Below are 20,885 nucleotides of genomic sequence, written 5' to 3' on the forward strand. Positions count from 1 at the left end.
CAATTGTTAATCATTATTTCTTTGGTCTTGGAGCTGAAGATACAGATAAACTCTTTCTTCCTTTAGCCCTTCTTCTAGCTAATACTTTACGTCCATTAGCAGATGCCATTCTTTCTCGGAAACCGTGTTTGTTTCTTCTTTTTCTCTTCGATGGTTGGTACGTTCTTTTTGGCATTATTTATATTTTTAAAAATCTTCTTTAAATTATATGTTGCTTTTTGAAATTCCGTCTGCTAAAAGCGTGGGCAAATATACAACAGTTTTTTTGTCTGACAAATCCTATTTTTATTTTTTTGAAAAAAAATTTCCATTCGCAAAAATAAGTAATTTTTATACATGTTTTTTACCTTTTTTATTTGTTCGAATTGCTAGACTTCTTACTTTTGCCCAAACCTAATAATACCATGAACAACACTAAATACGTTTTTGTAACTGGAGGCGTAACTTCATCACTAGGAAAAGGAATTATTGCTGCTTCTTTAGCTAAATTATTACAACAAAGAGGTTATTCCGTAACTATACAAAAGCTAGACCCATATATAAACATTGACCCAGGAACATTAAATCCGTATGAACACGGAGAATGTTATGTTACGGATGATGGCGCAGAAACTGACTTAGATTTGGGTCATTATGAGCGTTTTTTAAACATTCCTACATCACAAGCTAATAATGTTACTACAGGTAAAATTTATCAATCTGTAATAAATAAAGAACGAAAAGGAGAGTTTTTAGGAAAAACCGTACAAGTTATTCCTCATATAACTGATGAAATAAAGCATAGAATTCAAATTTTAGGAAATACAGGAGACTATGACATCGTTATTACTGAAATTGGAGGAACTGTTGGTGATATTGAATCATTACCTTATATAGAAGCTGTACGTCAATTACAATGGGAATTAGGAGAAGACAATGCTATTGTTATTCACTTAACTTTAGTTCCTTATTTAGCTGCTGCTGGTGAACTAAAAACAAAACCAACGCAACACTCTGTAAAAATGTTAATGCAAAGTGGAGTAAGCCCTAATATACTAGTATGTCGTTCTGAGCATGAAATTAATGACAATATTAAGCGTAAATTAGCTTTATTCTGTAATGTTAAAAAGCAAGATGTAATAGAATCTTTAGATGCTGAAACTATTTACGATGTTCCTAATTTAATGTTTAAACAAGGTTTAGATTATGTAGTTTTAGATAAATTAAATTTATCTACTCGTAAACAACCTAAGTTAAAAGCTTGGAATCAGTTTTTAGAGCGTCATAAAAACCCAACGGCTACTATAGAAATTGGTTTAGTTGGTAAATATGTTGAATTACACGATTCGTATAAATCAATTACCGAAGCATTTATTCATGCTGGAGCTTCAAACAAAGCTAAAGTTAAAGTTCGTTGGATTCACTCTGAAGAATTAACTCCCGAGAATGCTGCAAGTAAACTGGAAGGTTTAAATGGTGTTTTAGTTGCCCCTGGATTTGGTGATAGAGGTATTGAAGGTAAAATTGCAGCGGTACAGCATGTACGCGAAAACAATATTCCTTTTTTAGGTATTTGTTTAGGTATGCAAATGGCTGTTATTGAATACTCTCGAAATATTTTAGGTTTAAAAGAAGCCAATTCTACTGAAATGAACGAAAAGTCTGCTCATCCAGTTATTAATTTAATGGAAGAACAAAAAGACGTTACCGAAAAAGGTGGTACTATGCGTTTAGGTGCTTGGGATTGTGAAATTACTAAAGACTCTAAAGTCTTTGATGCTTATAAGTCTAAATTAATTAGCGAGCGTCATCGCCATAGATACGAATACAATAATGACTATAAAGAGCAATTAGAATCTGCCGGAATGAAGGCAACTGGTGTAAACCCTAAAACTGGATTGGTAGAGATTATAGAAATTCCTACACATCCTTGGTTTGTTGGTGTACAATACCACCCAGAATATAAAAGTACGGTGTTAAATCCACATCCTTTATTTGTAAGTTTTATAAAAGCTGCTTTACAACAATCGAAAAAATAAATTTAAAAACCTGCAATTAAAAAATTGCAGGTTTTTTTCTAACAAATTGGAACACTGTTTGAACTATCACCCTTATCAAAATTAATCATAGTAAAACATCATAAAATCTATAGGGTTTTACTACATTTGTCGGGTTTTTCAATTATCAGAAAAACAAAAAATGACAAGTTGACATTATAACACATAATCAATGGAACAAAAAAAATTTGATTTTAATTCCTTTATAGGAATGATTTTATTAGGAGGTATTTTAATGTGGTGGATGAGCAATCGTACGCCTGAAGTTACTCCTGAAACAACTACTCAAACAGAACAAACTTCTGAAGCTTCGACTGTTCAAAATAATTTAACTGAAACGCCAATCTTAAATGATTCGTTACAGCAAATTGCTTTAAAAAATAAACTAGGTGCTTTTGCTTATGGTGCTTCTACTAGCAAAGAAGGGAACACTACTATAGAAAATAAACTTGTTAAATTAACTATTGATAATAAAGGTGGTCAAATTACTGAAGCTTTAATTAAAGATTTCAAAACATACGATTCGCTTCCTTTATATTTAATTAAGGATAAGAATGCTTCTTTTAATATTAATTTTGGTACTACAGACAATCGTATTTTAAATACTCAAGATTTATTGTTTTCTCCTACATTAACTAAAAATGGAGATACTCAAGTACTTTCTTTAAAATTAAAAGTATCTGAAGATAAATTTTTAGAATATCGTTATGAAATGAAAGAAGGTGATTACCGTATTGGTTTCGCTGTTCGTTCGCAAGGATTAAGTAACGTTATTAATAGTTCTCAGGCTATTAATTTAGATTGGAATTTAAAAGGTTTTAGACATGAAAAAAGTTTAAAAACCGAAAACATGTATTCATACTATTATTACAAAACTGATGATGAAGTTGAATACTTACAAATGAACGATGATGAAGCTGTAAGTGATGTAGATTGGGTTGCTTATAAACAACATTTCTTCTCTTCTATCTTATCTTCTAAGACTCCTTTTAATAATGCTAATTTAAAATCGGTTGATTTTGCTGGGGAAGAAAAAGATAGTGTATTTACAAAAACATACGGAATAAAAGCTCCTTTAGCTTTAACTAATGGAGAATTAAATTATGATATGCAATGGTTTTATGGACCTACAGATTATAACTTATTAAGTACATATGAAGGAACTAACTTAGATGAAATTACTGATCTTGGTTGGGGAATTTTTGGTTTCTTAAACCGTACAATTTTCTATCCTGTTTTTAACTTGTTAAAAGGATTTATTGGTAACTTCGGGTTAATTATCATTTTAATGACAATTGTGGTTCGTATTATTATGTCTCCTGTACTTTATAAATCGTATTTATCTAGTGCTAAGATGAAAGTGATTCGTCCTGAATTAACTGCCTTAAACGAAAAATATCCAGGAAAAGAAAATGCAATGAAACGCCAGCAAGAAACAATGGCAATTCAGCGAAAAGCAGGAGTTAGTATGATGTCTGGTTGTATACCCGCATTACTACAAATGCCTGTATTCTTTGCGCTATTTAGGTTTTTCCCTACCAATATAGATTTTAGACAAAAAAGCTTCTTATGGGCTAATGATTTATCTTCTTATGATACAGTATTTCAATTACCTTTTAAGATTCCTTTTTATGGAGATCACGTAAGTTTATTTCCAATATTAGCTTCTGTTGCTATTTTCTTTTATATGAGAATGAACCAAAGTCAACAAGCAAATATGCAAGCTCCTACACAAGAAGGAATGCCTGATATGGGTAAAATGATGAAGTATATGATTTACTTCTCTCCTATTATGATGTTATTCTTCTTTAATAACTATGCGAGTGGATTAAGTTTATACTATTTTATCTCTAACTTATTAACGATTGCAATTATGTTGGTTATTAAAAACTATGTAATTGATGAAGATAAGATTCATGCAAAAATTGAAGAGAATAAAAAACGTCCTGAAAAGAAAAAAAGTAAGTTCCGTGAACGTTTAGACACAGCTATGAAACAAGCTCAAGAGCAACAAGCAGCGCAACAACGTACTAAAGGTAAAAAATAAACAAACTTATTAAGTTTTATAATAACCCCGTTTAAATTGAATTTAAACGGGGTTATTTTTTTATAATGTCATTGCGAGGTACGAAGCAATCTCATTTCTAATTCTTCTTAAGAAAAAAATATAAGCTTTTAAAAACAAAAACTACCCCTATATAAATTAGGTCGTTTTATTCTTATATATATCATAGTTTGTCTCTTTTTCTTTTACACTCCATAATCATACGGAGTAAAGCTAAAATCTATTTAATATCATCAGCGAGCTTCGCTGATCCAATAAAAACTTTACAAAACCATCAGCGAACTTCGCTGATCAAATAAAAACTTTGCAAAACCATCAGCGAACTTCGCTGATCAAATAAAAACTTTGCAAAACCATCAGCGAGCTTCGCTGACGCAATAAAAACTTTACAAAACCTTCAGCGAACTTCGCTGAAAGAAAAAACTACCTTAATTAACTAAAATTAAGGTAGCTATTATATTTATTATTGGTAATTGTTAAACTGCATATTACTAACTGTAAAAGCTTCCTTCTATATAATCTTATCAAAATCAGTTTTTTTCATACTAAGACTAACATAAGTAAATACTCCATTAAAGTCAAAGAAATGTATAACTTTTACCTTTAATTTCTCACCAATTTCAGGGTAGTCATTTAGTTTAATATTTTTCTCTCCTATATAAGGGACTAAAACTATTCCATAAAAATCTTTATTTATATCAACATACACTCCATAAGGCTCAACTTTAAAAACTTCACCATAAAGAACATCACCAACTTGAATTTCAAATTTTAATTTTTCCCAATTTTCTATTGTTCTCTTATTCATCATTCTAAAATCTAGTTTATTTTATTAAACTCACTAAAATTCAACATATAAAACCCCTCGACCCCGCTAGTTTCTAACTAGTGGCTACTACAAATTAATACAATAGTACTCAAAAAATTAATGTTTTTATTTCTAAAATAGTATAATCATCCTGAAAATTTGTTGCGAAGTTTTTAAAATAATAAAACTGTCAGAATAATCGGAAATTCTAGTGAAAATAGAACCAATTAATCGACTATTGCAGTAAATACCCCTAAAATTTCTAACTCTTTTACAAAATACTCTAATTCGTAATCTTCAATATTAAAAAAAACATCTTCTCCATCAATAATTTTATTTAGTATTTTTTTTGAACTTATTAAACCATTCTCTGTATTTTCCGAGATGTACTTAATAAAATCTAATCTATTAAATGATGGAATATATGATTCTATTTTTAACTTTGTCATTTTACGTTATTTAAAACTAAAGTAAAAGTTTTGAACTTTTCCAAGATTAGCTCTTGTTATTCTCTTACCTGTAATTATTTTTATTTTTTAACATTATTAATTTTCTTCGTGAATGTATCAAATCCACTATAACGAGTAGTCTTACCGCTCCCGCTAGTTTGGCAAATAGTGCTACCACGAATTAATACAATAGTACACAAAGAACTCATATTGTACAATCTTTTATTTAACATTCCTTTAACTAAACTCGATTAAACCTTTAAAGAACTTCGCAGTCTAATAGGTCTTAATTAAATAATAACCATGAAATATATTACCCATCTATTACTACTCTTTTCTATAAGTTTATTTGCTCAGGCCCCCAAAAGCAGAGCACCAAAAGTTTCTTTATCAGGTACTATTATAGAAACTCAAACAAAACAAGCTTTAGAATATGCTACTGTGGTACTTACACATTTAAAAAGTAAACGAGTAACTGGAGGTATTACAAATACAAAAGGGAACTTTGATATTCAAGTTCCTAAAGGGGAATATGCTGTAAAGATTGAATTTATTGGTTTTAAGACCAAATCACTTCCTAATCAAAAACTATCTCAGAATACCAATTTAGGAACTATAACTTTATCTGAAGATACTGAAACCTTAAATGAGGTAGAAGTTATAGCTGAAAAATCTACTGTAGAAATACGTTTGGATAAAAAGATTTACAATGTTGGAAAAGATATGACCGTTAAAGGAGGAAATGCTTCTGATGTTTTAGACAACGTTCCTTCTGTAAATGTAGATGCAGAAGGAGCTGTAAGTTTACGTGGTAGTGAAAATGTTCGAATTTTGATTGACGGAAAACCATCGGCATTAGTTGGTTTAACAGGAACCGATGCTTTAAGAAATCTTCCTGCAGATGCAATTGAAAAAGTAGAAGTAATTACCTCTCCATCTGCTCGATATGATGCTGAAGGAACCGCTGGAATTTTAAATATTATTCTTAGAAAAGGAAAAATAACAGGATTTAATGGCTCTGTTAACCTTACTGTGGGAAATCCTGATTTATTTAGAGTTTCACCAAGTATAAACTATCGTACAAAAAAAATAAATTTATTTACGAATCTAGGATATTCATACCGTAAGGGACCTGGAAATTCATTCTCAAAGTTTTCATATATAAATAAAACAACCTCACAAATTGATAGTACACAAATTGAAGACAGAGTTTTTGATAGAGAAAACAAAAACCTTAATGCCTCTATAGGTTTAGAATACTACACATCGAAAAATAGCTCTATTACTGGTTCATTCTTTTACCGTAAATCAAAAGGAGATGATATTGCAACTAACTTAACTAATAGGTATGAATTCGAATCTCCATCATCACCTTTATTTAATGAAAATAGAGTTGAAACAGAAAAGGAAGATGGTTCAGACAAACAATACTCTTTAAATTACACTAACAATTTTGATGGCAAAGGGAAAAAACTTGTGCTAGATTTCCAATATAGTGATAGTGAAGAATTAGAGAACTCACCTATAGTAGTAAATAATATACTAACCGAACAAAATTCTCAATTAACTAAATCTAAAGATTATTTATTTCAAGTTGATTATATAGTACCAATTGGAGAAAATAGTCAAATTGAATTAGGGCACAAATCTACCTTACAAGATTTATTTTCAGACTTTAAAGTACGTGACAGAAACGGAAATCCTTTTACTTATGACCCTTCTAATGCTATCGATTTTAAACAAAACATTTATGCTTTTTATGGTCAATATGGAAATAAAATTGATAAGTTTTCTTACCTATTAGGTTTACGAACAGAAATTACAGATATAGATTTAAAAGTATTAACTGATAATACACTCTCTGACAAAAACTATACTGAATGGTTTCCAACCGTAAATTTAGGTTATGAACTTAATGATAGTGATAATTTAACTTTGGGTTATAGTAGACGCTTACGTAGACCTCGTCATTGGTTTATAAATCCTTTTGAATCTCGTAGCTCAGCAACAAATATTTTTAAAGGAAATCCAGATATTAATCCAACTTTTACTAACTCTTTTGATTTAGGTTATACTACAAAAATTAAAAAACTTACAATAAACTCGTCTATTTACTATCAACTCTCAACCGATATTATGCAAGGAGTTTCTTATAGTGAAAAAAGAATTCAAGACAACACAGAGCTTACTGTATTTATAAGAACCCCTGTAAATTTAAATACTGAGAATCGTTACGGGTTTGAATTTACTAGTAATTACTCTCCTGTAAAATGGGCTCGTTTATCAGCAACCTTTAACTACTTTAAATTTAAAACAGATGCTTTTACTTATAATTATACAAATAGTAATGGTGTAAGTGGCTCGGTTCCTTTAAAAGAAGTTAATGAAAGTAGCTGGTTTGCTCGTTTTAACTCTCGCATTACATTACCAGGAAAAATTCAATGGCAAACTCGCTTAATGTATAGAGCTCCAAGAACAAATGCACAATCAGAAAGAGGTAATATGTTTGTTACCAACTTAGCTTTTAGTAAAGACATTTTTAAAGATAAAGCTTCTTTAGTTTTAAATGTAAGTGATTTATTTAATGCCCGTAAAAGAGAAAGTACAACATACTTATATGATGCCGATGGTGATTTACAGTCTATAAACAACGGTACTTTCCAATGGAGAGAACGTCAAATATCTTTAAGCTTCACATATCGATTTAATCAAAAGAAAAAGCGCCAACGACCTCAAAGAAACTTCGATGGTGGTGGAGATTTTCAAGGATAATAATATTAAAAAAGAGGAAACTAAGTAGTGTTTCCTCTTTTTTAATATTATTTTACCATTTCTTATATAAAACATAAACGTTCTTACAAGTATAATTAAAAAACTAAAGATTTATTTATGAAAAAAATTATTCTTTCTAGCTTACTTATTTTCTTATTTACAAGTAACATTCAGGCTCAAAAAATAAAAGATCAATCAAAAATAATTGATAAGCAATTAGAAAAAGTTCAAAAAAAATTAAAAATAGACAATATTCAACTTCTAATGATTAAAGAAGTTGTGCTAAAATATAGTCAAGAAAAAATAGCTTTACTAAATCGGAAAATACCAGACGGAGAGAAAAGAATTCAATTCAAAGAAATTAACTTAAAACAAGAAAAAGAATTAAGTCAATTTTTAAATGAAAAACAATTGATCGAATTCAAAAAAATTATGGAAAAACAGCAAAAAAAGATTCGAAACCGCAGATCGGGAAGAAGAAGAAACAGCAATAGAAGAGGGCGTCGAAACTCATTTTAAAACAAAAAGGCTCGCAAAATGCGAGCCTTTTATTATATCTTATCAAAAGCTTACTTACCTTCAGCAGCTTTTTTTGCTTCTCTCTTTAACTTTATATTTTCCCAAATAGTTCCACCTATCCAGTAAGGAACTACAAATGTTAACAAGAAAATTAACAACCAAAATCCAGTTGTAAAAATAAACATGAATAATACTAATCCTGAAAATTCTGAAAAATCTAACATTTGTTCCTATTAATAATTTGTTACGCGACAAAATTAAAACTATTTTTCTTTTCAACCAATAAAATCTGATAAAAATCATAACTAAAAACTATAAGAATTTGTAATTTTGGATTTCGTTAATTTATAGCCTTTTAAATCATTTTAAAATGACAAAATACAGAATCGAAAAAGATACGATGGGACAAGTAGAAGTTCCTGCTGATAAATATTGGGGAGCACAAACAGAACGTTCTCGTAATAACTTTAAAATTGGTCCTGTTGGATCTATGCCTTTAGAAGTAGTTTACGGATTTGCTTATCTTAAAAAAGCTGCAGCTTATACAAATGCTGAATTAGGTGTTTTAGCTGAAGAAAAACGTGATTTAATTGCGCAAGTTTGTGATGAAATTTTAGCAGGTAAACACGATGACCAATTTCCTTTAGTTATTTGGCAAACAGGTTCTGGAACACAATCTAACATGAACTGTAATGAAGTAATTGCTAACAGAGCACACGAAATTGCAGGAAAAGTAATTGGAGAAGGTGAAAAAACAATTCAACCAAATGATGATGTAAATAAATCACAATCATCAAACGACACCTTCCCTACTGGAATGCATATTGCTGCTTATAAAAAAATTATAGAAACAACGATTCCAGGTGTTGAACAATTACGTGATACGTTACAAGCAAAATCTGAAGCATTTAAAGATGTTGTAAAAATTGGCCGTACACACTTAATGGATGCAACTCCATTAACCCTAGGACAAGAATTTTCTGGTTATGTAGCTCAATTAAACTTTGGTTTAAAAGCATTAAATAATTCTTTAGAACACTTATCGCAATTAGCTTTAGGTGGAACCGCTGTAGGAACTGGATTAAACACTCCTGCTGGATACGATGTATTAGTTGCTAAATATATTGCTGAGTTTACAGGATTACCATTTATAACTGCAGAAAATAAATTTGAAGCTTTAGCTGCGCACGATGCGTTAGTTGAAACGCATGGAGCGTTAAAACAATTAGCTGTTTCTTTAAATAAAATTGCCAACGATATTCGTTTAATGGCATCTGGACCTAGATCTGGAATTGGTGAATTAATTATTCCTGCTAATGAACCAGGTTCATCTATTATGCCAGGAAAAGTAAATCCAACACAAGCTGAAGCTATTACTATGGTTTGTGCACAGGTTATGGGTAACGATGTTGCTGTTACTGTTGGTGGTACTCAAGGTCATTACGAATTAAATGTCTTTAAACCAATGATGGCTGCAAACGTATTACAATCTGCTCAATTAATTGGAGATGCTTGTGTGTCTTTTGATGTAAATTGTGCTGCTGGTATTGAGCCTAATCACGGAAGAATTACTGAGTTAGTAAATAACTCATTAATGTTAGTTACTGCTTTAAATACTAAAATAGGGTATTATAAAGCTGCTGAAATTGCAAACACAGCTCACGAAAACGGAACTACTTTAAAAGAAGAAGCGGTACGTTTAGGCTATGTAACTCCAGAACAATATGACGAATGGGTTAAACCAGAAAACATGACTGGAAGTTTAAAATAAAAATCTTAATTTTGTACAATATAAAAGCTGCACAAAACATGCAGCTTTTTTTTAGCGAAAAAAATTAATCATATTAAAAGATAATGAAGATGAACAAACACGAAGAATATATGAGTGAAGCTGTAAAAGCAGCTTTAAAAGGAATGAGCAATAACGAAGGTGGACCTTTTGGTTGTATCGTTGTTAAAGATGGTGAAATTGTTGGACGAGGAAACAACAAAGTTACTTCTACGAACGATCCTACAGCACATGCTGAAGTTACTGCTATTAGAGATGCCTGTAAAAATTTAGGGTCTTTCCAATTAGATGGATGTATTGTATATACTTCTTGCGAACCTTGCCCTATGTGTTTAGGTGCTATTTACTGGGCTAGACCTGATAAAGTATATTATGGAAGCAACCAAGTAGATGCTGCTAATATTGGTTTTGATGATGAATTTATCTACAAAGAAATTCCACTACCTTATGAAAAAAGAAGTATCCCTTTTGAACAAGTTGGACGTGAGATTGCTTTAGAACCTTTTGAAAAATGGACTGAAAAGCAAGACAAAATAGAATATTAAATAAAAAAACCTTGTATTAATAATACAAGGTTTTTTTATTCCAATCAATTAAACTATTCTAATTGAAATCTTATAAACTCCTCTACTTCTTGTTTCGCTTTCATTGCCTCAACTTCATCAAACGTCTTTCCTTCTGCTCGTTTTATGTAAGCGTCAAAAATATGGCTCATATAAATAGGTGAACTATTATTTGTATAACTTACTGCATTATGACAACTAAAACAATTTGCTAAGTTCCCTACATTTACCTCCGATAATTCATCCTTAAATGTTTGTGTAAATGTTTCCATTGTAACATTCGCGCAATTTAAAGAACCTCTAGCAAAGCCTCCTGGATACGCATTAGCCACTTCTCCTCTTAATCCTACAAGTATTTGAGCTTGTTGTTCTGATGAAAAGCCATCAGTATCTATCCAAATAGAGCCATTATAAAAATAGTTTTTCCATGGTCCTTCTTCTTTCTCTAAATTCTTTTTTACACAAGCATTTATATCTCTAATATTGTTAAAGTTTATTGGCTCTTCTTGACTTGTATTTTTCATGAAACCTCCAGTACTATCTCTAGGCACACCGTATTCAAATAAATCAAAAGCTTTGCTTTTTAATACAGGTTGTTGTGTTTTTGAATCCCAAGTAATACCAGTTATTCCTGATGTCTCTCCTTTTTCAAACAATAACTTTTCTGTTAATGAGCTCGCTTTATCCTCTCCTCTATCGTAGTTTGGAGCCATATCTGAATGCTCAAAAGTTGCCCAAATAAATTCTGGGTGATTCTCTACTACGCCAACAACATGCATTCCTAACAAGGCTACTTCTGTATTTACATAATCCGTTCCATTTTCACTAATGGCTGCTACTGTTGTATAATAATTATCTAATTCATTTTCTGGTATGGCTGATTTAGCAACCCAAGAAACTTTTAACTCTAAAGAGCCAACTGGAAAAGAAGACAAGTTATTTTTAGACAACGTTCCATTTAAAATAGAATCTTTAAACTTTGTAGCTGCCTCTTTAAATATTGGACTCACATGAATAGAATAATATACAGTTTCTGCTTTATTATTCTTTTTATTATATGCTGGATTTGTTTTTAAAATAGCTCCTGGTCCTGCTTGTTTAGTATCAGTTAAAACCACTGCAACTCCTTTTGTTAACGGAACACTTTCTAAATGAGACGTTACCTGATGCATCTTCTCTGGATTTAAAAATAAAGGTAATTTTCTTGTTATTATAATTGGGGTTGGTTCTCCTCTTGTTATAATAGGAATCAACTCTACCTCAACCGTTGGTTTTGTAAGCCACAAGAATTTTTGCCATGACCACTGGTGAAAAATTGCATTGGTAGTACTAGGCACATCAAAAGGGCTACCTTTTCCTTCTTCTGGTGCTGGTGTTTGTATATGAGGAAACCAGTCGCTCATACACAAACTTTCTGTTACCTTTTTATTATAGGCTACTTTTTCTTTTACCTTGTTTAATGTTTCTTCTTTCTTCTTACAAGAAGTAAAAATAATAGCGCTCAATATAAGTACTGCTATTAAATTTTGTTTTAATAATAATTTCATAATTGGTTAGTTTTTGATATTGACTAACAAATTATAGAATTTCAACATATTTTCTTAAAAAAATGTCATGAAAGGCTAATTTTACGTTGTGAAAAAAGAAAAATTAGTATTAAGGAAAAAATTAATTTTAAATATAAGTAACAGCATAAAAAAGCCAGTAGTATTTAACTGGCTTTTTTTATTATTTATTCAACGGCTTTTGTTGTTTTTCTAAACATTAACCAGAATCCAATTAATACTAACGGTATACTTAATACCTGCCCTGTATTTAATGAATTGAATACCCAATCTTCTCTTTCTGCTACTTGGGCTTTCTTTAAAAACTCTATAAAGAATCTTAACGACCATAATACTACCAGAAACAAACCAAATAAAAATCCTGATTGATTCTTTTTGTCTGTTTTCCAATAAAAATACCAAAGCGCAAAAAACAATGCTAAATAACTAAATGCTTCGTATAATTGTGTTGGATGGCATGGAACCGTTTCTCCTGCTCTTTTAAAAATTACTCCAAAGCTACTTCCTGTTGGTTTTCCATAAATTTCTGAATTAAAGAAATTTCCTAATCGGATAAAGAAACCAGATAAAGCAACCATAATCCCTAATCTATCTAAAATAAACAACCAAGGTTTATGTAAATGTTTTTTAGCATAAAAATACATTGCTATTGGAATACCTATTGCTGCTCCATGACTTGCAAACCCCGTAAATCCTGTAAATTTCCATCCTTTAATAAAACCGAATAAAGAATCGTTTGCACTTTCTTTTATTGGTAAAATTATTTCTAATAAATGATTTTGATAATAATCCCAACTATAAAAGAAAACATCTCCTAAACGCATTCCTATTAACATAGAAATGAACACATACATAAACAAAGGATCTAGTTTTTCTACTGGAATTTTATCGTTAATGTAAATTTTCTTCATAAAATGAAGTCCTAATACAAATGCTGCTACAAACATTAAACTATACCAACGTATACCGAAACTTCCAATTTTTATGATTTCAGGATCTAAATCCCACACTATAGATAAAAAATTCATTTATTTAATTTTAATTTGTCACTACGAATATAATGAAGCAATCTTTTAAAAATAAGATTACCTTCTCATAATAGTTATTATTTATTCTTCTTTTCTGGCACTGGATCATATCCACTTCCTCCCCATGGATGGCAACTAAATATTCGTTTTAGAGCCAACCATCCGCCATAAAACAATCCATGCTTTTGTAAAGCTTGTATTGTATAACTAGAACATGTTGGCGAATACCTACATGTAGCTGGTGTAAATGGTGAAATTGCGGTTTGATAAAATCGAACCAGTGCTATAAACGGATATGTTAAAATCTTTTTCAAGTTATTACCAATTCTTTTTTAATAATTCATACCGTCCTATCGGTACATTTATCTTTTTTATTATAAAGCTCCTTAATTAGTTTAAAAACTTACTTAACACTTTGTTAGATGGAATATTTTCAATCCAAACATCTGCTGTAATTTTCTCAAAATTTAAAACTGAAAAAGAATAGTTAATCATTTCTTTAGTTATTTCTGAAGCATATCCTATACCCCAAAAATCTTTTCTAAATCGATATCCTAATTCTCGTTCTTCTTCTTCATTTGTTAAGAAACCTGCTAAACCAATTAATTCATTTTTATTTTTTTCAAAAACACCTAAAAGACTTATGCTATTTCCTTTTATATTTCCATCAAAAGAAAGTGCAATTTGAAATTTCATTGCTACATTTTCTTCTGAAGGTCTTTCTTGAGGAATCGCATTTATTATTTCTTCAGCAGTTAATAGCTCTATGAATTCATTTTCATGAATCTTTTCTATGGCTTTAACTGTAAGTCTCTCTGTTTGAAAAACCATTTTTTTAATTAATTGAAAAACTAGTTCCTTCTCTTCCGTCTTTTAATTGAATTCCTAAAGCCAATAACTCATCACGAATCTGATCAGACAATGCCCAATCTTTATTCTCTCTTGCTTCTTTTCGTAGTTTTATTAATAACTCTACAACTCCATTAACCTTATCTGAACCTCCTTGAGAGACTTCATTCATTAAACCTAAAACATCAAATACAAAACCATTAATCGTTGTTTTAAATTCTTCTAAATCTTCTGCCGTTAAACTTACTTTTTCTTCTTTTATTTGATTAACTACTTTTACTGCTTCAAATAAATGAGAAATTAAAATAGGTGTATTAAAATCATCATTCATGGCTGTATAACAATCATTTTTCCATTTCTGAACATCAAATGTTGAAGTTTTTCCTGCTTCTATTTTATCTAAGAAATTAACTGCTTCCATTAATTTAGCATGTCCTTTTTCTGAAGCTTCTAAAGCGTCACTTGAAAAATCTAAGATACTTCTATAGTTTGCTTGCATATTAAAAAAGCGAACTACACTTGCTGAAAAGGCCTTACTTAACACTTCGTTTTCTCCTGTAAGTATTTCATTTGGCAAAATATAATTCCCCGTTGATTTTGCCATTTTCTGACTATTCAACAGCAACATATTTGTGTGCATCCAATAATTTACTGGTGTTACACCACTACATGTTTGAGATTGTGCTATTTCACATTCATGGTGTGGAAACTTTAAATCCATTCCTCCTCCGTGAATATCAAATTTTTCACCCAAATATTTTGTACTCATTACTGAACATTCTAGGTGCCAACCTGGAAAGCCATCTGACCATGGCGAAGGCCAACGCATTATATGGCGTTCGTCTGCTTTTTTCCAGAGTGCAAAATCTTGTGGATTTTTCTTATCCGACTGCCCGTCTAAAGTTCTTGTGTTATGAATTGCATCTTCTATTTTTCTTCCAGAAAGAATTCCATAGTTGCCTGTTTCATTATATTTTAATACATCAAAATATACTGATCCATTTACTTCATAAGCTAAACCTTTTTCCATGATTTCTTTAATCATTTCAATTTGTTCAACAATATGTCCAGTAGCTGTTGGTTCTATACTTGGCGGTAGAAAGTTGTAGTTTTTTAATACATCATGAAAGTCAACTGTGTAACGTTGTACAACTTCCATCGGCTCTATTTGTTCTAAACGAGCTCTTTTAGATATTCTATCTTCTCCTGCATCTGCATCATTTTCTAAATGGCCTGCATCGGTAATATTACGCACATAACGTACTTTATATCCTAAATGTAATAAATAACGATATACCACATCAAAAAACATAAACGTTCTTACGTTTCCTAAATGGGCATTGCTATATACTGTTGGACCACATACGTACATTCCAACATGTCCGTCATTTACAGGTTTAAAAAGCTCTTTGCTTTTTGATAAAGAATTATATACTTTTAATTGATTTTCTTCGTATAATTTCATAGAAAAAGTGACTATTAATAGATGCTAAAGATAGGCACTTTATAAAGAATAATGAAATAGATTTTGTTAGCAATTTTATAAAATATAAAAGTAATTGTATTTGCTATATATTATTATTTTTTTAAGGTCAACTGACTATACTTTCCTTTAATTTCTATTTTTTTGTTTTTTGAAGTAATTATAAAATCTCCATTAAATTTTATATCTCCATTTTTTAAAGTCCTCATATTATCATTTACATCAAACTTTAATTCTCCTACAATTCCTGACGAGTTAATATTACCATTAGAATAATTTAGAAAAACACTTAAATTATTATGGTTAGAATGTACTTTTTTAATGGTTAATTCTCCGAATTTATTAATTACTTCAACATTATCATAAACATTATCTACGATTACTCCAGAAGAGTTTGTGTTTAAAACAGTATTAGCAACCGATGCTACATGAGCATCGGTTACATTATTTAAGAACAACGTACAAGCGTTTAATGAATTTATAGTTACTGGAGAGTACGATACATTTAACTTACCTCCATTTAGTACGTCTGCTTTAAAAGTACCATAACTTACTTTTCCAGAAGCTTTTGTTTTTGGTAACTTTACTTTACAGTGACGTGTATTTAAATCGAAAGTTGCATTTTTTGGCACTCTAATAATAATCTTTTTAGTTACTTTAACTTTTTTATCATTAATCATAAAATTATTACTATCTGTAGAAAAAGAATAACTTACACGTGATTTTTTCATGTTTCTGTTAACCCTTAGAATCTCTTTTTGTGCTTTTGCTAATTCTCTTCGTATTTCTTCTCTATTTACTTTTTTAATTTCTACTCTTGCTCTTTCTAACTCTCTTTGTAGTTCTGCTCTATTAATTCTTTTTTCTCGAACTTCTTTCAAACTCTTTTTAAGTTCTATTTTTAGCTCTTTTTTTCTTTTTTCTTGTTCTTTTTTAAACTTTTTATACTTCTTACTTTTTTTAAATTTCTCCCATTCTTTCTTAGATTTTATAGTAATATTATTTACACCATCTTTCCATTGAAAGAAATAATTACCACCATCTTTAGCATATTTATCAAAATCAAATTCGATGTCTTCTAAACCATATACAATTTCATCAAAATTAATTTCAGGAATTACAATTTCTGGCATTTCAGGAAGCTCTTGCATTTCTGGTAGTTCCTGAATTTCAGGAATTACTATAACATCTTTATCTCCTTGAAATTTGTACACTTTTGGAAAGTTGTTTCCGTTTGAGTTGAAGTACACAAAATTATCTTTACCTAAAGAACGATAATTATTACTATTCGTTTTTATTTGAACTTTATTTTTATTACCTAAAGCTTCAAACTGCCAGTTTTTCAAAAACTTTTCAGCTTCTTTTTTATCAAGTCCTTCAACTTCTATAACAGCTTCTACAGAAACTTCATTTTTATTCCAAGTAGTTACATCTATATCTGCATTTGAAGCATTAATATTTACTACTACATCTTTATTTGTATTAAACTTCTCACTAAACTTCTTATTGTGTTTTTGTGCTGACACTACTGTAGTTAACAGCAATATTGAAACACTTATTTTAAATTGTTTGAATGTCATTTTGAGTTGGATTTTTAAGTTCTTTTAATTGTTTATGCATACGTTTTAACAGCTGTAAACGCAATTGCAGGTTTCCAATCAATGCATTGATGGTATTATCGTTAATTCCTTTTTTATTGAGCTCTAAGGTTAACGATTTATATTCTTTAGTTAATTCACCTATTTTAGTAAAATAGCCATCGAATAGTTCTTTATTATTATTTGTTAATTCTAACTGACTTAGTTCGTAATTTATCGTGTTTACATAATATGTTTCTAAATTTTTCAACTCTGGTGAAACATTCCCTAAACTAATTTGATTTGTTTGAGTATTAGGGTTTATATTAACTATGGGACTAACAACATCACCTCCAGTTGGATAAAACTTAATTCCTAAACCTAAAAGCACAACTATTGATGCCGCTATATACAACCACTGATATGATTTTTTTGTTGATGGCTTCTCATGTAATTCTTCCATCAATTTTTGTTGAAAACGCAACCTATGATTTGTTGATAATTCTGCTTTTTTCTCAACATCTTTTTTTAATATTTCTCTAATATCTTTTTTAGACATGATGTGCTGCTTTTAATTCTTCTTGTACTTTCTTTTTTCCTCTTAACAAGTGTGTTCTTGAGGTTACTTCTGAAATCCCTAATATTTGTGAAATCTCTCCATGATCATAACCTTCTAACAAAAACAAGGTTAATACTACCCTATATTTATCTTTTAATTTTTGAATACAGTTTACTATTTCCTGATACGATATTGTTGGCGCTACGTTCCAATCATCTTTATCTTCTTCTATAATTGTAATAACCTCATCGTTAAGAGAAATCAATTCTAATTTTTTCTTTTTTAACCAATCTATACTTTGATTAATCACGATCCTCTTCAACCAAGCTCCAAAAGCCACTTCTTCTTTATATGACTGTATGTTTTTAAACGCTTTTATAAATGCTTCTTGCATTACATCTTCAGCTGTAAACGTATCTTTCACATAACGATTCGCAACATTAAGCATTGCTTCGCAATACAAATCATACAATTGCATTTGTGCTTTTGCTTCATTGTTTTTACACGCATCTATAACCGATTGATGTAGCTGTTTGGTTGATTTCATTTTTGATTTCTTATACTAAAGACGATACTTTTTTAAGAGTGTTGCATTTTGCTGAATATTTATTTCTAAATTTACGTTATTATTTCGTTTTCACTTTATATGACTAATAAAAACAAATCTGCTCTTTCTGAAAAAGATGGTGTTTCTCAACCAAAAACAACCAGTAAATCTTCTGCTGAAAAAATAAAATTAAGTAGAAAAAAAAGAACCTCTACTAAGGAGTTTGTTTCTCAAATCTTAACAGGAAATATTCCTTTTTTAAGTAGAGCTATTACATTAGTAGAAAGTACCAATAGTAAACATCAAAAACAAGCAAATCAAATTCTAGAAGCTTGCTTGCCACATGCCAATAAATCGATAAGAATAGGTATTACTGGAGTACCTGGAGTAGGTAAAAGTACTTTTATTGAAGCTTTAGGAAAACACCTTACTTCTTTAGGTAAAAAAGTAGCTGTTTTAGCTGTTGATCCTAGTAGCTCTATAAATAAAGGAAGTATTTTAGGTGATAAAACTCGAATGGAGCAATTAGTTACTGACAAAAATGCGTTTATTAGACCTTCTCCTTCTGGAACTTCGTTAGGAGGAGTAGCTCAGAAAACTCGTGAAAGCATTATTTTATGTGAAGCTGCTGGGTTTGATACCATCATTATTGAAACAGTTGGTGTGGGGCAATCTGAAACTGCGGTACATTCTATGACCGATTTCTTTTTATTATTGAAATTAGCTGGTGCTGGTGATGAATTACAAGGTATTAAACGCGGTATTATTGAAATGGCTGACGCCATAGTAATTAATAAAGCTGATAGCGGTAATGAGAAAAATGCAAAAATTGCTAAAGTTGAGTTTAATAGAGCTTTACATTTATATCCACCTAAAGATAGTGGTTGGCAACCTAAAGTTTTATTAGCTAGTGCGCTTCATAATCAAGGAGTAGATTATGTGTATGAAATGATTAATGAATATATTAACTCTGCAATTAGTAGTAATTATTTTGAAAATAAAAGAAATGCTCAAAATAGATACTGGCTTCTGGAAACCATTAATCAGCAACTAAAGAATAATTTTTATAACAATCCAGCCATTAAAGATTTACTAAATAACGAACTCACAAAATTAGAAGACGGAAAAACTACACCTTTTGCTGCTGCAAATAGGTTATTAAACAAATAACTATGGAAACCAACAATACTTTAACTTGGAATGATTTTACCAAAGTAGAAATGCGTATTGGTACTATTATTAGTGCTGAAGAGTTTAAAGAAGTAAAAAATCCTGCCTATAAAATGCAAATTGACTTTGGAGAGTTTGGAATTAAAAAAACCTCAGCTCAAATAACCAAACTATATACTCCCCAAGAACTAATAGGAAATCAAGTAATAGCCGTAGTTAATTTTCCTAAAAAACAAATAGCAACTATGATGAGCGAGTGTTTGGTATTAGGTGGTATTGGAGACAATAAAGAGGTTACTCTTATTGCTCCTGAACGAAATATTAAAAACGGTACTCGGATTGGATAAAACTTAGTTTTTATAACCTTATTATTTAAAATAATTTTTATGAAACCATTCTTATTTATCAGTCTATTAATTGTATTTACTAGTTGCACGAATAATCAGAAAAAAAAGAATCCTTCTAAAAAACAACGAGAAATAACCGATTCACGTGATGGAGAGATTTATAAAACAATTCAAATAGCTAATAAAGTTTGGATGGCAGAAAATTTACGTTATAACTCTGCTGGTTCTATTATAAACCCAAACAATCCTTCCAAAATTTACGGTAGATTATACACATTAACCTCATTAAAAGAAGCATGTCCAAAAGGTTGGCATCTTCCTTCTAACAAAGAATGGGATGCTTTAGAAATAGCACATGGAATGCCTACTTCGTTTATTGATAAAGCTGGTTGGCGAGGAAAACATGCTATACACATGAGATCTATAAATTATTGGGATAATGAAACTAACAATACCAATAAGCTACAATTTAATATCTTACCTGCTGGTTATTTCGCTTCGGGTAAAATGGGGCTTCCAAAAGGTTATGAAGGTTTAGGTTATGCTGCAGCTTTTTGGTCTTCTACCCAAAAGAATATTGCTACTGCTCGATTTATGTTTAGTGGAAAAACTTTTGTTAATAAATGGGAAGACATAAATAACAATACTAACATGGCCTTATCTTGTAGATGTGTTAAAGATTAGCTTTATTTACGAAATAAAAACATATCTAAAATCCTTTTCCTACATTCATAAATAATTTATTAATTTCGAATTTCT

General features: G+C 30.3%; 21 protein-coding genes. 9 read left to right on the forward strand and 12 right to left on the reverse strand.

The features are described from left to right. Window positions 1–13: 13 nt before the first annotated feature. The gene (gene rpmH / locus Q0881_RS14180) at window positions 14–175 is read right to left on the reverse strand and encodes a 50S ribosomal protein L34 (protein ID WP_299161571.1); all 162 of its coding nucleotides are present in this window, start codon (window positions 173–175) and stop codon (window positions 14–16) included. Between the two features lie 229 nt (window positions 176–404). Between rpmH and Q0881_RS14185 the strand changes: the two genes are divergently transcribed. Both Q0881_RS14185 and yidC read left to right on the forward strand, forming a co-directional pair. Next, window positions 405–2,018 carry a CTP synthase gene (locus Q0881_RS14185; RefSeq protein ID WP_299161573.1) on the forward strand — a complete coding sequence of 538 codons (1,614 nt, stop codon included), beginning with the start codon at window positions 405–407 and terminating at the stop codon, window positions 2,016–2,018. 190 nt (window positions 2,019–2,208) lie between these two features. Next, window positions 2,209–4,083: a membrane protein insertase YidC gene (gene yidC, locus Q0881_RS14190; RefSeq protein WP_299161575.1), complete on the forward strand. Its 1,875-nt coding sequence runs from the start codon at window positions 2,209–2,211 to the stop codon at window positions 4,081–4,083. 529 nt (window positions 4,084–4,612) lie between these two features. Here the strand turns inward: yidC and Q0881_RS14195 are convergent. Both Q0881_RS14195 and Q0881_RS14200 read right to left on the reverse strand, forming a co-directional pair. Next, complete coding sequence (locus Q0881_RS14195; protein ID WP_299161577.1) at window positions 4,613–4,912, reverse strand: S1 RNA-binding domain-containing protein; 300 nt, start codon at window positions 4,910–4,912, stop codon at window positions 4,613–4,615. A gap of 224 nt (window positions 4,913–5,136) precedes the next feature. Further along, on the reverse strand, window positions 5,137–5,358 hold the full coding sequence (locus Q0881_RS14200) for a hypothetical protein (protein WP_299161579.1): 222 nt from the start codon (window positions 5,356–5,358) through the stop codon (window positions 5,137–5,139). A gap of 303 nt (window positions 5,359–5,661) precedes the next feature. On the opposite strand from Q0881_RS14200, the gene Q0881_RS14205 reads away from it, so the two are divergent. Continuing rightward, on the forward strand, window positions 5,662–8,130 hold the full coding sequence (locus tag Q0881_RS14205) for an outer membrane beta-barrel family protein (RefSeq protein WP_299161581.1): 2,469 nt from the start codon (window positions 5,662–5,664) through the stop codon (window positions 8,128–8,130). A 117-nt stretch (window positions 8,131–8,247) separates the two neighbouring features. Then, the gene (locus Q0881_RS14210; RefSeq protein ID WP_299161584.1) at window positions 8,248–8,649 is read left to right on the forward strand and encodes a hypothetical protein; all 402 of its coding nucleotides are present in this window, start codon (window positions 8,248–8,250) and stop codon (window positions 8,647–8,649) included. A 50-nt stretch (window positions 8,650–8,699) separates the two neighbouring features. Here the strand turns inward: Q0881_RS14210 and Q0881_RS14215 are convergent, their stop codons facing one another. Beyond that, window positions 8,700–8,873: a hypothetical protein gene (locus Q0881_RS14215; RefSeq protein ID WP_218772764.1), complete on the reverse strand. Its 174-nt coding sequence runs from the start codon at window positions 8,871–8,873 to the stop codon at window positions 8,700–8,702. A gap of 146 nt (window positions 8,874–9,019) precedes the next feature. Here Q0881_RS14215 and fumC point away from each other — a divergent pair, with 146 nt between their 5' ends. After that, window positions 9,020–10,420, forward strand: a complete 1,401-nt coding sequence (gene fumC / locus Q0881_RS14220) for a class II fumarate hydratase (protein WP_299161589.1) — start codon at window positions 9,020–9,022, stop codon at window positions 10,418–10,420. A gap of 89 nt (window positions 10,421–10,509) precedes the next feature. Continuing rightward, entirely contained in the window at window positions 10,510–10,983 is a 474-nt protein-coding gene (locus Q0881_RS14225; protein WP_299161592.1) for a nucleoside deaminase, read from the forward strand. 53 nt (window positions 10,984–11,036) lie between these two features. Here Q0881_RS14225 and Q0881_RS14230 read toward each other — a convergent pair whose 3' ends face one another. From Q0881_RS14230 to Q0881_RS14265, 8 genes are all read right to left on the reverse strand, one after another. Then, a complete protein-coding gene (locus tag Q0881_RS14230) occupies window positions 11,037–12,548 on the reverse strand; it encodes a hypothetical protein (protein ID WP_299161595.1) in 1,512 nt (503 codons plus the stop codon). Between the two features lie 185 nt (window positions 12,549–12,733). Further along, the gene (gene lgt, locus Q0881_RS14235) at window positions 12,734–13,594 is read right to left on the reverse strand and encodes a prolipoprotein diacylglyceryl transferase (protein WP_299161597.1); all 861 of its coding nucleotides are present in this window, start codon (window positions 13,592–13,594) and stop codon (window positions 12,734–12,736) included. 77 nt (window positions 13,595–13,671) lie between these two features. Further along, window positions 13,672–13,908, reverse strand: coding sequence for a membrane protein insertion efficiency factor YidD (gene yidD, locus Q0881_RS14240; protein ID WP_299161600.1), 237 nt, complete (start codon window positions 13,906–13,908; stop codon window positions 13,672–13,674). Window positions 13,909–13,984: 76 nt separating this feature from the next. After that, the gene (locus Q0881_RS14245) at window positions 13,985–14,425 is read right to left on the reverse strand and encodes a GNAT family N-acetyltransferase (protein ID WP_299161603.1); all 441 of its coding nucleotides are present in this window, start codon (window positions 14,423–14,425) and stop codon (window positions 13,985–13,987) included. 4 nt (window positions 14,426–14,429) lie between these two features. Then, complete coding sequence (gene cysS, locus Q0881_RS14250; RefSeq protein ID WP_299161605.1) at window positions 14,430–15,908, reverse strand: cysteine--tRNA ligase; 1,479 nt, start codon at window positions 15,906–15,908, stop codon at window positions 14,430–14,432. A 113-nt stretch (window positions 15,909–16,021) separates the two neighbouring features. Next, window positions 16,022–17,506: a hypothetical protein gene (locus Q0881_RS14255; protein ID WP_299161608.1), complete on the reverse strand. Its 1,485-nt coding sequence runs from the start codon at window positions 17,504–17,506 to the stop codon at window positions 16,022–16,024. After that, a complete protein-coding gene (locus Q0881_RS14260; protein WP_299161610.1) occupies window positions 17,487–18,062 on the reverse strand; it encodes a hypothetical protein in 576 nt (191 codons plus the stop codon). The genes Q0881_RS14255 and Q0881_RS14260 overlap by 20 nt, the downstream gene beginning before the upstream one ends. Further along, window positions 18,055–18,609 carry an RNA polymerase sigma factor gene (locus tag Q0881_RS14265; RefSeq protein WP_299161612.1) on the reverse strand — a complete coding sequence of 185 codons (555 nt, stop codon included), beginning with the start codon at window positions 18,607–18,609 and terminating at the stop codon, window positions 18,055–18,057. Before Q0881_RS14265 ends, Q0881_RS14260 begins: the two co-directional genes overlap by 8 nt. Window positions 18,610–18,708: 99 nt before the next feature. Between Q0881_RS14265 and meaB the strand changes: the two genes are divergently transcribed. From meaB to Q0881_RS14280, 3 genes are read left to right on the forward strand one after another with little or no spacing between them, the layout of a single operon-like run. Continuing rightward, window positions 18,709–19,779 (forward strand): methylmalonyl Co-A mutase-associated GTPase MeaB, encoded by a 1,071-nt coding sequence (gene meaB, locus Q0881_RS14270; protein WP_299161614.1) that lies wholly within the window; start codon window positions 18,709–18,711, stop codon window positions 19,777–19,779. Between the two features lie 2 nt (window positions 19,780–19,781). Further along, the gene (locus Q0881_RS14275) at window positions 19,782–20,126 is read left to right on the forward strand and encodes a tRNA-binding protein (RefSeq protein ID WP_299161617.1); all 345 of its coding nucleotides are present in this window, start codon (window positions 19,782–19,784) and stop codon (window positions 20,124–20,126) included. A gap of 39 nt (window positions 20,127–20,165) precedes the next feature. Beyond that, the gene (locus Q0881_RS14280; RefSeq protein ID WP_299161620.1) at window positions 20,166–20,810 is read left to right on the forward strand and encodes an FISUMP domain-containing protein; all 645 of its coding nucleotides are present in this window, start codon (window positions 20,166–20,168) and stop codon (window positions 20,808–20,810) included. Window positions 20,811–20,885: the final 75 nt, after the last annotated feature.

It is taken from the genome of uncultured Tenacibaculum sp., assembly GCF_947494125.1.
Taxonomy (GTDB): domain Bacteria; phylum Bacteroidota; class Bacteroidia; order Flavobacteriales; family Flavobacteriaceae; genus Polaribacter.

Excerpts from the sequence above, each read along its gene's own strand:
- Q0881_RS14275 (WP_299161617.1), top strand. The coding sequence starts at position 19,782 with ATGGAAACCAACAATACTTTAACTTGGAATGATTTTACCAAAGTAGAA.
- Q0881_RS14200 (WP_299161579.1), bottom strand. The coding sequence starts at position 5,358 with ATGACAAAGTTAAAAATAGAATCATATATTCCATCATTTAATAGATTA.
- Q0881_RS14245 (WP_299161603.1), bottom strand. The coding sequence starts at position 14,425 with ATGGTTTTTCAAACAGAGAGACTTACAGTTAAAGCCATAGAAAAGATT.
- Q0881_RS14225 (WP_299161592.1), top strand. The coding sequence starts at position 10,510 with ATGAACAAACACGAAGAATATATGAGTGAAGCTGTAAAAGCAGCTTTA.
- Q0881_RS14210 (WP_299161584.1), top strand. The coding sequence starts at position 8,248 with ATGAAAAAAATTATTCTTTCTAGCTTACTTATTTTCTTATTTACAAGT.
- Q0881_RS14265 (WP_299161612.1), bottom strand. The coding sequence starts at position 18,609 with ATGAAATCAACCAAACAGCTACATCAATCGGTTATAGATGCGTGTAAA.
- Q0881_RS14205 (WP_299161581.1), top strand. The coding sequence starts at position 5,662 with ATGAAATATATTACCCATCTATTACTACTCTTTTCTATAAGTTTATTT.
- meaB (WP_299161614.1), top strand. The coding sequence starts at position 18,709 with ATGACTAATAAAAACAAATCTGCTCTTTCTGAAAAAGATGGTGTTTCT.
- lgt (WP_299161597.1), bottom strand. The coding sequence starts at position 13,594 with ATGAATTTTTTATCTATAGTGTGGGATTTAGATCCTGAAATCATAAAA.
- Q0881_RS14260 (WP_299161610.1), bottom strand. The coding sequence starts at position 18,062 with ATGTCTAAAAAAGATATTAGAGAAATATTAAAAAAAGATGTTGAGAAA.
- Q0881_RS14230 (WP_299161595.1), bottom strand. The coding sequence starts at position 12,548 with ATGAAATTATTATTAAAACAAAATTTAATAGCAGTACTTATATTGAGC.
- rpmH (WP_299161571.1), bottom strand. The coding sequence starts at position 175 with ATGCCAAAAAGAACGTACCAACCATCGAAGAGAAAAAGAAGAAACAAA.
- fumC (WP_299161589.1), top strand. The coding sequence starts at position 9,020 with ATGACAAAATACAGAATCGAAAAAGATACGATGGGACAAGTAGAAGTT.
- yidC (WP_299161575.1), top strand. The coding sequence starts at position 2,209 with ATGGAACAAAAAAAATTTGATTTTAATTCCTTTATAGGAATGATTTTA.
- Q0881_RS14215 (WP_218772764.1), bottom strand. The coding sequence starts at position 8,873 with ATGTTAGATTTTTCAGAATTTTCAGGATTAGTATTATTCATGTTTATT.
- Q0881_RS14280 (WP_299161620.1), top strand. The coding sequence starts at position 20,166 with ATGAAACCATTCTTATTTATCAGTCTATTAATTGTATTTACTAGTTGC.
- Q0881_RS14255 (WP_299161608.1), bottom strand. The coding sequence starts at position 17,506 with ATGACATTCAAACAATTTAAAATAAGTGTTTCAATATTGCTGTTAACT.
- cysS (WP_299161605.1), bottom strand. The coding sequence starts at position 15,908 with ATGAAATTATACGAAGAAAATCAATTAAAAGTATATAATTCTTTATCA.
- Q0881_RS14185 (WP_299161573.1), top strand. The coding sequence starts at position 405 with ATGAACAACACTAAATACGTTTTTGTAACTGGAGGCGTAACTTCATCA.
- Q0881_RS14195 (WP_299161577.1), bottom strand. The coding sequence starts at position 4,912 with ATGATGAATAAGAGAACAATAGAAAATTGGGAAAAATTAAAATTTGAA.